A 12,740-nucleotide genomic window follows, 5' to 3' on the forward strand; every position below is an offset into this window, starting at 1 on the left:
GTCGAATTCGTCGACTCCACCCACCAACGCGGCATGCGCGTCATCATCGACTTCGTCATGAACCACACCAGCGACCAGCACCCGTGGTTCCAGGCCTCGCGCACCGACCCCGAAGGACCCTACGGCGACTACTACGTCTGGGCGGACGACGACAAGCAGTACCAGGACGCCCGCATCATCTTCGTCGACACCGAAGCCTCCAACTGGACCTTCGACCCCGTCCGCAAGCAGTACTTCTGGCACCGCTTCTTCTCCCACCAACCCGACCTCAACTACGAGAACCCCGCCGTCCAGGAAGAAATCATCTCCGCCCTCCGCTTCTGGCTCGACCTCGGCATCGACGGCTTCCGCCTCGACGCCGTCCCCTACCTCTTCGCCGAAGAGAACACCAACTGCGAAAACCTCCCCCGCTCCCACGCCTTCCTGCAACGCGTCCGCGCCGAAATCGACGCCCACTACCCCGACACCGTCCTCCTCGCCGAGGCCAACCAATGGCCCGAAGACGTCGTCGACTACTTCGGCGACTTCCAAAACGGCGGCGACGAATGCCACATGGCCTTCCACTTCCCCGTCATGCCCCGCATCTTCATGGCCGTACGCCGCGAATCCCGCTACCCCGTCTCCGAAATCCTCGCAAAAACCCCCGCCATCCCCTCCGGCTGCCAATGGGGCATCTTCCTGCGCAACCACGACGAGCTCACCCTCGAAATGGTCACCGACGAAGAACGCGACTACATGTACGCGGAATACGCCAAAGACCCCCGCATGCGCGCCAACATCGGCATCCGCCGCCGCCTGGCCCCCCTCCTGGACAACGACCGCAACCAGATCGAGCTCTTCACCGCCCTGCTCCTCTCCCTGCCCGGCTCGCCGATCCTCTACTACGGCGACGAAATCGGCATGGGCGACAACATCTGGCTCGGCGACCGCGACGCCGTCCGCACCCCCATGCAATGGACCCCCGACCGCAACGCGGGCTTCTCCTCCAGCGACCCCGGCCGCCTCTACCTCCCCACGATCATGGACCCGGTCTACGGCTACCAGGTCACCAACGTCGAAGCCTCCATGTCCTCCCCCTCCTCCCTGCTCCACTGGACCCGACGCATGATCGAAATCCGCAAACAGAACTCCGCCATGGGCATCGGCACGTACACCGAACTCCCCTCGTCCAACCCGGCAGTTCTCGCCTTCCTGCGCGAATACCAGGACGACGTGGTCCTGTGCGTGCACAACTTCGCCCGCTTCGCTCAACCCACCGAACTCGACCTGCGGATCTTCGAGGGACGCCATCCCGTCGAGCTCATCGGCGGAGTGCGCTTCCCGGCCATCGGTGAGCTCCCGTACCTGCTGACACTCGCGGGACACGGCTTCTACTGGTTCCGGCTGTGCAACGACCTCCGCCCGCGCCGCCCGGCCGATCCCGCCGTGCGCCTCTGAAGGGACGCAGCGCATGCCCACGACCACAACGCAGTCGTGCGAAAGCCTCAGCCCTCCGCTGCTGCTCACCTCGCTGGCCGGAGTGCTGCGGCGGTGGCTGCCCGAACAGCGGTGGTTCGCGGGCAAGGGGCTGCCCGTCACGGAGTTGGCCGTGGCGTCGATGACCGAGCTGCACCCCGGCTGCCTGCACCTGCTGATCCGTTCCCGGCACGCCGGGTCGCGCAACGACTGCTACCAACTGCTCCTCGGCGTCAGCAGGGTGCTGCCCCCGCGCCTCCACCACGCCGTGATCGGCCGCCCGAGCGAGGGCCCGCTCGCGGGACTCACCGTGTACGACGCCCTCCACGACCCCCGCTCGGCCGCGCTGCTCCTGGAACGCCTCCGCACCCCGGGCACGGCGGGCCCCCTGCGCTTCGAACGTGCCGCACAGACCGTGGTGCCCCCGGGGCTCACGCCCCGCGTCCTGGACGGCGAGCAGTCCAACACCTCGCTGGTGTACGGCGATTCCTTCATCCTGAAGGTCTTCCGGCGCATCCAGTACGGCATCAACCCCGACCTCGAAGTGCCGTGGGCGCTGGCCGGTGAGGGCTGCGCCCGGGTGCCCGCCCCCGTGGCCTGGTTCTGGACGAGCGAGCCGCGCAGGACGACGCTCGGCGTGCTCCAGCCGTTCCTGCGCGGGGCGGCCGACGGCTGGACGCTGGCGCTCCAGTCCCTCGCTTCGGGGCGGGACTTCACCGACGAGTCGTACGAGCTGGGACGCGCCACCGCCGAGGTGCATCTCGCGCTGGCCCAGGTCTTCGTCCCCGGCACCCCGGACCGCCACGGGGGCCGCAGGCTCGCCGCCGCGATGATCTCGCGCCTGGACACCACCGCCCGTCAGGTGCCCGCGCTCGTTCCGTACGCGTCCCGGCTGCGAGCCGCGTACGACGCCGTGGCGGCGCGCGGTCCCGGACGGCCGCCCCAGCGCATCCACGGGGACCTGCACCTCGGCCAGGTCCTGCGGGCCGGACACCGCTGGTTCGTCATCGACTTCGAGGGCGAACCGGCCCGCCCGATCTCCGAGCGAAGACGCACCCAGGCTCCTGTGCGCGATGTGGCGGGCATGCTCCGCTCCTTCGAGTACGCGGCCCACGCCAGGCGCCCCTGGCAGCCCCGGTGGGCCCAGCGCTGCCGGGAGGCGTACTGCGCGGGGTACGCCGCCGAGGCGGCGTGGGACCCGCGGACGCAGGCCGAACTCCTGCGAGCCCACGAGACGGACCGGGCCGTGTACGAGGCGTTGTACGAGGCCCGGCACCGCCCGGACTGGCTGCCCGTGCCGATGGCGGCGATCGCCCGGCTCGCGGAGGGCCGCTGACCGCCACCGCCCTCCCCCGCCCTGAGGAGCCCTGAGATTCGTGGTCATCATCGATACGTCGGTCGGTACCTCCATCGATACGTCCGAGGCCGATCCCGCGCTCGCCCTCCGCGCCCCTTCCGTGCCGCTCGACGACGAGAGCCGCGGACGTCTCCTGTCGGGCACGCACCACGACCCGCACGCGGTGCTCGGCGCCCATGCGGTGGCGGGCGGCGTGGCGTTCACGGTGCTGCGCCCGTACGCCCGGGCGGTGAAGGTCGTCGTCGAGGGGCGGGCCGTGCCGCTCGACGACGTGGGGGACGGTCTGTTCACGGCCGTGCTGCCGCTCCCTTCGGTCCCCTCGTACGAACTGCGGGTGGCCTACGACGGCCTGGAGACGGAGATCCAGGACCCCTATCGCTTCCTGCCCGCGCTGGGCGAGCTCGATCTGCACCTGATCGGCGAAGGCAGGCACGAGGAGCTGTGGAAGGCGCTGGGGGCGCATCCGATGACCCACGAGGGCGTCGTCGGCACCCGGTTCACGGTGTGGGCGCCCAACGCCAGGGGGGTGCGGGTGTGCGGGGAGTTCTGCCACTGGGACGGGGCCGCCCACCCGATGCGTTCGCTCGGCTCGGCGGGGGTGTGGGAGCTGTTCCTGCCCGGCGTCGGCGAGGGGGACCTCTACAAGTTCGACATCACCCGCCCCGACGGCACGCACACCGTCCGCGCGGATCCGATGGCACGCCGGACCGAGGTGCCGCCCGCGACCGCCTCCGTCGTCACGCGGTCGGCCCACGTCTGGTCGGACGCGGAATGGATGGCGCACCGGGCGGACCGCCCCGTGCACCGGTCCCCGTTCTCCGTGTACGAGGTCCATCTCCCTTCCTGGAGACCGGGGTTGACGTACCGGCAGCTCGCCGACGAGCTCACCGAGTACGTGTCCGAAGCGGGCTTCACACACGTGGAGTTCATGCCGGTGGCCGAGCATCCGTTCGGCGGGTCGTGGGGGTATCAGATCACCGGGCTCTACGCTCCGACCTCCCGGCTCGGCACGCCGGACGACTTCCGGCACCTGGTCGACGCACTGCACCGGGCGGGCATCGGCGTGATCGTGGACTGGGTTCCCGCACACTTCCCCAAGGACGACTGGGCGCTGGCCGCGTTCGACGGGGAGCCGCTGTACGAGCCGCGGGACCGCCGTCGTGCCGAACATCCCGACTGGGGGACGCTCACCTTCGACTACGGCCGTCGGGAGGTGCGCAACTTCCTGGTGGCCAACGCCCTCTACTGGTGCGAGGAGTTCCACGTCGACGGGCTGCGCGTCGACGCCGTGGCCTCCATGCTCTACCTCGACTACTCGCGCGAGGACGGCCAGTGGGCACCCAATGGACACGGCGGCCGGGAGAACCTGGACGCGGTGTCGTTCCTGCAGGAGATGAACGCCACCGTGTACCGCCGCTGCCCCGGCGTGGTCACCATCGCCGAGGAGTCGACGGCGTGGGACGGCGTCACGCGGACCACCCACGACCAGGGGCACGGGGGCCTCGGCGGCCTCGGCTTCGGGCTGAAGTGGAACATGGGCTGGATGCACGACTCCTTGGAGTACGTCCAGCACGAACCGGTGCACCGGCAGTACCACCACGGGGAGTTGACCTTCTCGATGGTGTACGCGTACAGCGAGAACTACCTCCTGCCGATCTCGCACGACGAGGTCGTCCACGGCAAGCGGTCACTGGTGTCGAAGATGCCCGGCGACTGGTGGCAGCAGCGCGCCGATCACCGCGCCTATCTGGCGTACATGTGGGCGCACCCGGGCAAGCAACTCCTCTTCATGGGTCAGGAGTTCGCCCAGGGTGCCGAGTGGTCGCACGAGCACGGCCCTGACTGGTGGCTGCTCGACCCGTCGTACCCCGCCGCGCCGGACCACGACGGCGTGCTGCGTCTGGTGCGGGACCTCAACCACCGGTACCGGGCCGAGTCCGCGCTGTGGGAGCAGGACACGGTCCCGGCCGGGTTCGCCTGGGTCGAGGCGGACGCGGCCCAGGACAACGTGGTCGCGTTCCTGCGGTTCGCCGCCGACGGGACGCCGCTCCTGGCCGTGAGCAACTTCTCCCCGGTCGTCCGGCACGACTACGTGCTCGGCGTGCCAAGGACGCACGGACCGTGGCGGGAGGTGCTCAACACGGACGAGGCGCGCTACGGCGGCGGCGACGTGCGCAACGCGGAACCGCTGCGGACGGCCCCCGAGCCCGCGGGCACCTTCCCGGCCCGCCTGCGTGTGACCCTGCCGCCGCTGGCCACGCTGTGGCTGCGGCCCGAGTGAGCGGGCCCCGCGGCTGAGGGAGCCTTGAGAGGCCGGAGCGGATCAGGGGCGCCAGCGGTGCACGTACCCCTCCCGCAGCGGCCCTCCGAACAGGTCGAGCACCTTCTCGGCGGCGGCCGTCAGCGGCCCGGGATCGGCGTGCTCGGCCACGGCCCGATGACCGTCAAGCAGCGCCTTGCCCAGGGTCGGGTCCGCGCTCAGGAGTCGGCGGGGCAGCCACCTGCCCACGCCCGACCAGGCGTTGTGGTGGGCGGTGAGGAGGTGCGCCGCCTCGCGCAGCGTGAAGTCGGCGCAGGCGAGCTGTTCGTACCGGTCGGCCCGCGTGACGTCGGCCAGGTCGTCCATGAAGCAGGTGAGTCCGTAGCGGCTGCGCTCGCGTTCCGCGGGGGTGAGGGGAGGCGGGCCTGCGGCGAGGACGTCCCGGGCCTGTGCGCACGTACGGGCGAGATGGCCGTCGGGGTCGAGGACGGGCAGGCCTTCGGCGTAGATGAACAGGGCCGTGCCGCGTCGGCGGGCGCTGTCCCACGCGAAGAACTCCGGCACGTCCGCGAGCGCGGTCAGGAACAGCTCGACGGGGCGGCCCTCGTGGCGCATCACTTCGCGGCCGGTGGTGCCGGAGTCCGGCAGGAGGACGGCGACGTCGAGATCGCTCGTCGCGGTGGCACGTCCCTGGGCGGCCGAACCTCCCAGCACGGCGCCCAGAGCTTCGGGGAAGAGGGAGTTGACGAGGCGTGAGGCGTGCGTGGCGGGGCTCTCTCGACTGTTCATGGATGACCATCCTGGCAGCGCATATGCCTGCTCCCGGTAAAGGGACTGTGCTAGTCCGGCCTCCCGCGGCACTGGTCCGTACCAAGAGCGGGAAAAACAACTTCTAGGTACAACCAACTGGCCGGAATGAGATCCACACCGCGGACGGGGCGGGAGGACTCTGAGCTCGTTCATCGAGAGGCGCATGCCGGAAGTGACCGTTCCGGCAGGCCGGTCCCCGAGGGGAGTCCGTGGAATGGGACGTGGCAGGGCGAAGGCGGAGCGCATCGCGGCGGATGCCGCAGAACGCCTTTTCGCCGCGGGGCAGTTGCTGCAGAGGGCGCCGACCACGCCCGACAGCCGAGCGGTGTTCCGCACGGATCAAGAAGTCAACGACCAGCCGTACCGCGACCGTTGGGCGCACGACAAGGTGGTGCGTTCCACCCACGGGGTGAATTGCACAGGGTCGTGCTCCTGGCAGGTGTATGTCAAGGACGGTCTCATCACCTGGGAGACACAGGCGACCGACTACCCCTCGGCGGGAGCGGACCGGCCGGACTACGAGCCGCGGGGCTGCCCGCGCGGGGCGTCCTTCTCCTGGTACACGTACTCCCCGACGCGCGTGCGCTACCCGCACGCACGCGGCGTCCTCGTGGAGATGTTCCGCGACGCCAAGCGCCGCCTGGGCGGCGACCCGGTGGCGGCCTGGGCGGAGGTCACCGGCGATCCCGACCGGCGGCGCCGCTACCAGTCGGCGCGCGGCAAGGGCGGCCTGGTGCGCATCGGTTGGGACGAGGCGCTGGAGATGGCGGCAGCCGCGCACGTGCACACGCTCAAGGAGTACGGGCCCGACCGCATCGCCGGGTTCTCGCCGATCCCTGCGATGTCGATGGCCTCGCACGCCGTCGGGGCCCGCTTCCACTCCCTGATCGGCGCCCCGATGCTGTCCTTCTACGACTGGTACGCGGACCTGCCGATCGCCTCCCCGCAGGTCTTCGGCGACCAGACCGACGTGCCCGAGTCCGGGGACTGGTGGGACGCGGCGTATCTGATGCTGTGGGGCTCGAACGTCCCCGTCACCCGCACGCCCGACGCCCACTGGATGGCCGAGGCGCGCTACCGGGGGCAGAAGGTCGTCGTGGTCTCGCCGGACTACGCGGACGCGACGAAGTTCGCCGACGAGTGGCTGCACCCGCATCCGGGCACCGACGGCGCGCTGGCGATGGCGATGGGGCACGTGATCCTGCGGGAGTGCTTCGTGGAGCGGCAGGTGCCGTACTTCACGGACTACGTCAAGCGCTTCACCGATCTGCCCTTCCTCGTCGCACTCGACGAGCGGGGCACGGACACCCGCGTGCCCGGCGCCTTCGTCACCGCGCGGGACCTCGACCTGGTCAAGGAGGCCAAGGCCGAGTCACGGCGCTGGATGCCCGTCCTGTACGACGCGGCCACCGACCGCCCCGCCGTCCCCAACGGCACGCTGGGCGACCGCTGGGGCAAGGCGGGCGAGGGCCGCTGGAACCTGGACCTCGGGGACATCGACCCCCTCCTGACCCTGCACGGGCACCCCGCCGCCGAGACGGCCCACGTGGTGCTGCCCCGCTTCGACGAGGAAGGGGCGACGGTGCGCCGCCAGGTGCCCGCGCTGCGCGTCGACGGGCACCTGGTGACCACGGTCTTCGACCTGATGCTCGCTCAGTACAGCGTCGGGCGCGCGGGGTTGGGCGCGGAGCCGGGCAATGACGCGGCCGTGTCGTACGACGACGCGGACACGCCGTGCACCCCGGCCTGGCAGGAGGTGGTCACGTCGGTGCCCGCGCAGGCCGTGGTGCGTGCGGCGCGGGAGTTCGCCAGGACCGCGGAGCAGACGCGGGGCCGCTGCATGATCGTGATGGGGGCGGGCACCAACCACTGGTTCCACTCGGACACGATCTACCGGTCGTTCCTCTCGCTGCTGCTGCTCACCGGCTGCCAGGGCGTCAACGGCGGCGGCTGGGCGCACTACGTGGGGCAGGAGAAGGTCCGTCCGTACGCGGGCTGGCAGCAGGTGGCCACGGCGTCGGACTGGGTGCGCCCGTCACGGCAGATGGCCGGGACGCCGTACTGGTACCTCAACACCGACCAGTGGCGGTACGAGAAGTACACCGCGGACACCCTGGCGGCCCCCACCGCGCCCGGCGCTCTCACGGGCCTGCACACCGCGGATCTCGTCTCCCGCTCCGTCCGGCAGGGCTGGATGCCCTCGTACCCCACGTTCGGCGCGAACCCGCTGGACCTGGGGCGGCGCCTGCACGAGTCGGGCGCCGACCCCACGAGCTGGGTCGGCGCCGAGCGTGACGCCGGGCGTCTCTCGTACGCCTGCGAGGACCCGGACGATCCGGCCAACTGGCCCCGGGTGCTCACCGTGTGGCGGGCCAACCTCATCGGCTCGTCCGCCAAGGGCAACGAGTTCTTCCTGCGCCACCTGCTGGGCGCGTCCGACAACGCCAGCGCCGATGAGGCGCCGCCGGACCAGCGGCCGCGCGAGGTGACGTGGCGGGACGAGGCGCCGCGCGGGAAGGTCGACCTGCTGCTCGCCCTGGACTTCCGCATGACGTCCACCACGCTCTTCGCCGACCTGGTGCTGCCCGCGGCCACCTGGTACGAGAAGCACGACCTGTCCAGCACGGACATGCACCCCTACGTGCACGCCTTCTCCCCCGCCATCGACCCGCCGTGGCAGGCCCGCACCGACTTCGAGATCTTCCACGGCCTGGCCGCCGAGGTCGGCCGCCTCGCCGCGGGCCGCCTGGACGTGGCCCACGACCTGGTCGCCACACCCCTGCAGCACGACACCCCCGGCGAAGCGCCGCCCGACGGGCCCACGGGCCCCCGGTACACCCTCGTGGAGCGGGACTACACCGCCATCGGCGACCAGATCGCCTCGCTGGGGCCGCTCACCGGCGAGGAGGGCATCACCGTCAAGGGAGTGACCGTCCGCCCGCTGCCGGAGATCGACTGGCTCGGCGCCCGCTGCGGCAAGGCGACTCGCGGGCCGGTGCGCGGGCGGCCCCTCCTCGACACAGACGTCAAGATGTGCGAGGCGATCCTCGCGCTGTCGGGCACCACCAACGGACGGCTGGCCGCCGAGGGCTTCGAGCGGCTCGCCGAACGCTGCGGCGCCGACACGGGCCTCGGCGAGCTGGCGGCCTCGGTCGCCGAGCGGCGCGTCACGTTCTCCGACACGCAGGCCCGGCCGGTGCAGGTGGGGGCGAGCTTCGAGTGGTCCGGCAAGGAGGGCCCCGAGCGCCGCTACTCCCCGTTCACGATCAACACGGAGCACTTCAAGCCCTGGCACACCCTCACCGGACGCCAGCACTTCTATCTCGACCATCCCTGGATCGCCGAGTACGGCGAACAACTCCCCGTGTACCGGCCGCCGTTGAACCTCTCCGTGCTCGGCGAGCAGCCGACCGCGGATCCGGACGGGGGACGTTCGGTGACGGTGCGGTATCTGACGCCCCACTCGAAGTGGTCCATCCACTCCGAGTACCAGGAGAACCTGCTGATGCAGACGCTGGCCCGCGGCGGCCCCGTCATCTGGATCGGCGTGGACGACGCCGCGTCGATCGGCGTGGCGGACAACGACTGGATCGAGGCGCACAACGCCAACGGCGTGGTGGTGGCCCGCGCGGTCGTCTCCCACCGCATGCCGCCCGGCACCGTGTTCATGTACCACGTCCAGGAACGCATGGTGAACGTGCCGAAGTCGGAGGCGACCGGGCGGCGCGGCGGCGTCCACAACGCCCTCACCAAGCTCCTGATCAAGCCGACCCATCTGATCGGCGGCCACGCGCAGCTCAGCTTCGCCCCCAACTACTACGGCCCCACCGGCAACCAGCGCGACGCGGTCACCGTCATCCGGCGCCGCTCCCAGGAGGTGCAGTACTGATGCGCGTGATGGCACAAGTGGCGATGGTGATGAACCTCGACAAGTGCATCGGCTGCCACACCTGTTCGGTCACCTGCAAGCAGACCTGGACCAACAGGGCGGGCACCGAGTACGTGTGGTTCAACAACGTCGAGACGCGTCCCGGCCAGGGCTACCCTCGCGGCTACGAGGACCAGGAGAAGTGGCGGGGCGGCTGGCAGCTCAAGCGCGGCCGTCTCGTACCCCGGGGCGGCGGGCGCGCCCGGCGCCTTGCCCGGCTGTTCGCCAACCCCGAACTGCCCGCGCTCGACGACTACTACGAGCCGTGGACGTACGACTACGAGACCCTCACCACCGCCCCCCTCGGCGACGACGTGCCCACCGCGCAGCCGCGCTCCCTGATCGACGGTGAGCCCACCGCGGTGACGTGGGGGCCCAACTGGGACGACGACCTGGGCGGCGGCCCCGAACACCTCGCCGGTGACCCGGTGTTGAAGAAGATGAACGAGAAGGTGCGCCTCGAGTACGAGGAGGCGTTCATGTTCTATCTGCCGCGGATCTGCGAGCACTGCCTCAACCCCTCGTGCGTCGCGGTGTGCCCGTCGGGCGCCCTCTACAAGCGCATCGAGGACGGCATCGTCCTCGTCGACCAGGACCGCTGCCGCGGCTGGCGCATGTGCGTGAGCGGCTGCCCGTACAAGAAGGTGTACTTCAACCACCGCACCGGCAAGGCCGAGAAGTGCACCTTCTGCTATCCGCGCATCGAGTCGGGCGAGCCGACCGTCTGCTCCGAGACGTGCGTGGGCCGCCTGCGGTATCTCGGCGTGATCCTCTACGACGCGGACAAGGTCGGCGAGGCCGCCGCAACCGAAGACGAACAGGACCTGCACCAGGCCCAGTTGGACTGCTTCCTGGACCCCGACGATCCCGAGGTGGCGCGCGCCGCCGAAGCGGCCGGTATCCCCCACGACTGGGTCACCGCCGCCCGGCGCTCCCCCGTGCACGCGCTGATCAGCCGCCACAAGGTGGCGCTCCCGCTGCATCCCGAGTACCGCACCATGCCCATGGTCTGGTACGTCCCGCCGCTGTCGCCCGTCGTGGAGTCCCTGACCGCCACCGGGCACGACGGCGAGGACCCGGCCAAGCTCTTCGCCGCCATCGACTCGCTGCGCATCCCCATCGGCTACCTCGCGGAGCTGTTCACCGCGGGCGACCCGGCCCCGGTGGAGGCGGCGCTGTGCCGACTGGCCGCGATGCGCTCCCACATGCGGCGCGTCAACCTCGGCGAGGAGCAGGATCCCGCCATCGCACGCGCGGTCGGCATGGACGCCGACGAGATCGAGGCGATGTACCGGCTGCTCGCGCTTGCCAAGTACGACGAGCGCTATGTGATCCCCACCAGCTACACCGGCCAGACCCCCGCCGACGAGCTGGACGCGGGCTGCAGCCTGGACGGGCAGGGCGGACCCGGCATGTACGACCCGGACGCCTTCCACATCCCCCTGGGCCCGCCCAAATCCGGGAAGGAGCCCGAGCACGCGGGGACTTCGCTGCGCGACCGGGTCAACCTCCTGAACTGGAACGGCCGCGGGCGCCCCGATGGCCTCTTCCCGAGCACGGAGGGCGACGCCCGGTGAACCGAGCCGTCGTCCACCAGGCCGCGTCCCTGCTGCTCGGCTACCCGGACCGGGACTGGCCAGGTCGGCTGGACACAGTGCGTTCGGCGCTGGAACCCGTGCCGGGCGCCGACATCCGGCTGCTTCGACAGTTCTGCGCCCGGGTCGACGGCACGGAGCCGCTCGAACTCGCCGCGCGGTACGTCGCCACGTTCGACCGGAGCCGCCGCCGCTGCCTGTACCTGACGTACTACACGGACGGGGACACCCGCAGGCGGGGCACCACCATGGCCGGGCTCAAAGCCCTCTACCGCGAGCACGGGTGGCGGCCGCCCGCGGACGAGCTCCCCGACTTCCTGCCCCTGATGCTCGAGTTCGCCGCCCGCACCCCGGACACCGGCGTGCGACTGCTCGCCGACCACCGCCCCGCCCTCGAACTCCTGCGCTTCGGCCTCACCGCATACGACAGCCCCTACGCCAACGTCATCGAGGCCGTCTGCCACACCCTGCCGGGCCCCGGCCCCGCCACCCGCGAGGCGGCCCTCCGCCTCGCCCGCACGGGCCCGCCCGCCGAATCGGTGGGCCTCCTCCCCTTCCCCCGGCTCCGACCGGTTCCCGACGCCCCGCACGCGGAGGAGACTTCCCGGTGAACCATCTGCACATCGCCCTGTGGGGCGTACTGCCCTATCTCGTCCTGGCCCTGCTGGTCACCGGCACGGCCTGGCGCTACCGCTACGACCGGTTCGGCTTCACCACCCGGTCGAGCCAGCTGCACGAGCACCGCCTGCTGAGCGTCGGCGGCCCGCTGTTCCACTACGGGCTGCTGTTCGTGGTGGCCGGGCACGCCGTCGGGCTGCTGATCCCCGAGTCGCTCACCGAGCGCGCCCACGTCCAGGAGTGGATGTACCACCTGAACGCCCTGGTCGTGGGCGGCACCGCGGGCCTGGCCACCCTCGCGGGCCTCGGGATCCTGGTCCACCGGCGGCTGCGCGTGCCCGCCGTGCGGGCGGGGACCAGCCGCAGTGACCGCGTCGTCATGCCGGTCCTGGTCTGCGTGATCCTGGCCGGACTGACGGCCACGGCCACCACGCTGCAACCCCACTCCTACGACTACCGGCTCGGGGTCTCGGTGTGGTTCCGCTCCCTGTTCGCCCTCGACCCGGACGTGTCCGCCATGGGGAACGCCCCGCTCGCCTACCAGGTCCACGCGCTGCTCGGCATGGCCCTGTTCGCCCTGTGGCCGTTCAGCCGCCTGGTCCACGCCTTCACGGCACCGCTCGGCTATCTGGCCCGGCCCTACGTCGTCTACCGCTCGCGCGGGGTTCCGGCGGGGCGGCGGGTGCGCTGACGGCGGCGGTCGGCCCTCAGGGCAGG

The 12,740-nt window shown here is 71.1% G+C and carries 8 protein-coding genes; 7 read left to right on the top strand and 1 reads right to left on the bottom strand.

Features of this window, described 5'->3' with window-relative positions:
- The 3 genes from treS to glgB all read left to right on the top strand — a co-directional run.
- Positions 1–1,437, top strand: a 1,437-nt coding sequence (gene treS, locus AC068B_RS33445) for a maltose alpha-D-glucosyltransferase (protein WP_478675292.1), incomplete at its 5' end; no start/stop codon positions are given.
- Positions 1,438–1,450: 13 nt separating this feature from the next.
- Positions 1,451–2,791: a maltokinase N-terminal cap-like domain-containing protein gene (locus AC068B_RS33450; RefSeq protein ID WP_478675293.1), complete on the top strand. Its 1,341-nt coding sequence runs from the start codon at positions 1,451–1,453 to the stop codon at positions 2,789–2,791.
- Positions 2,792–2,912: 121 nt separating this feature from the next.
- On the top strand, positions 2,913–5,093 hold the full coding sequence (glgB, locus tag AC068B_RS33455) for a 1,4-alpha-glucan branching enzyme (RefSeq protein WP_478675408.1): 2,181 nt from the start codon (positions 2,913–2,915) through the stop codon (positions 5,091–5,093).
- Positions 5,094–5,135: 42 nt separating this feature from the next.
- Here glgB and AC068B_RS33460 read toward each other — a convergent pair whose 3' ends face one another.
- Complete coding sequence (locus AC068B_RS33460) at positions 5,136–5,861, bottom strand: nucleotidyltransferase domain-containing protein (RefSeq protein WP_478675294.1); 726 nt, start codon at positions 5,859–5,861, stop codon at positions 5,136–5,138.
- A 235-nt stretch (positions 5,862–6,096) separates the two neighbouring features.
- On the opposite strand from AC068B_RS33460, the gene AC068B_RS33465 reads away from it, so the two are divergent.
- The 4 genes from AC068B_RS33465 to narI are packed head-to-tail and all read left to right on the top strand — an operon-like array spanning position 6,097 to position 12,714.
- Positions 6,097–9,771 carry a nitrate reductase subunit alpha gene (locus AC068B_RS33465; protein WP_478675295.1) on the top strand — a complete coding sequence of 1,225 codons (3,675 nt, stop codon included), beginning with the start codon at positions 6,097–6,099 and terminating at the stop codon, positions 9,769–9,771.
- Positions 9,771–11,387: a nitrate reductase subunit beta gene (gene narH, locus AC068B_RS33470; protein WP_478675296.1), complete on the top strand. Its 1,617-nt coding sequence runs from the start codon at positions 9,771–9,773 to the stop codon at positions 11,385–11,387. Before AC068B_RS33465 ends, narH begins: the two co-directional genes overlap by 1 nt.
- Positions 11,384–12,016, top strand: a complete 633-nt coding sequence (narJ, locus tag AC068B_RS33475) for a nitrate reductase molybdenum cofactor assembly chaperone (protein WP_478675297.1) — start codon at positions 11,384–11,386, stop codon at positions 12,014–12,016. Before narH ends, narJ begins: the two co-directional genes overlap by 4 nt.
- Entirely contained in the window at positions 12,013–12,714 is a 702-nt protein-coding gene (gene narI / locus AC068B_RS33480; protein WP_478675298.1) for a respiratory nitrate reductase subunit gamma, read from the top strand. Before narJ ends, narI begins: the two co-directional genes overlap by 4 nt.
- Positions 12,715–12,740 lie beyond the last annotated feature (26 nt).

This window comes from Streptomyces sp. NPDC042371, from assembly GCF_056437465.1.

What these genes read in the sequence shown, in the direction of transcription:
- AC068B_RS33450 (WP_478675293.1), top strand. Translation starts at nt 1,451, where the DNA reads ATGCCCACGACCACAACGCAGTCGTGCGAAAGCCTCAGCCCTCCGCTG.
- AC068B_RS33460 (WP_478675294.1), bottom strand. Translation starts at nt 5,861, where the DNA reads ATGAACAGTCGAGAGAGCCCCGCCACGCACGCCTCACGCCTCGTCAAC.
- AC068B_RS33465 (WP_478675295.1), top strand. Translation starts at nt 6,097, where the DNA reads ATGGGACGTGGCAGGGCGAAGGCGGAGCGCATCGCGGCGGATGCCGCA.
- narH (WP_478675296.1), top strand. Translation starts at nt 9,771, where the DNA reads ATGCGCGTGATGGCACAAGTGGCGATGGTGATGAACCTCGACAAGTGC.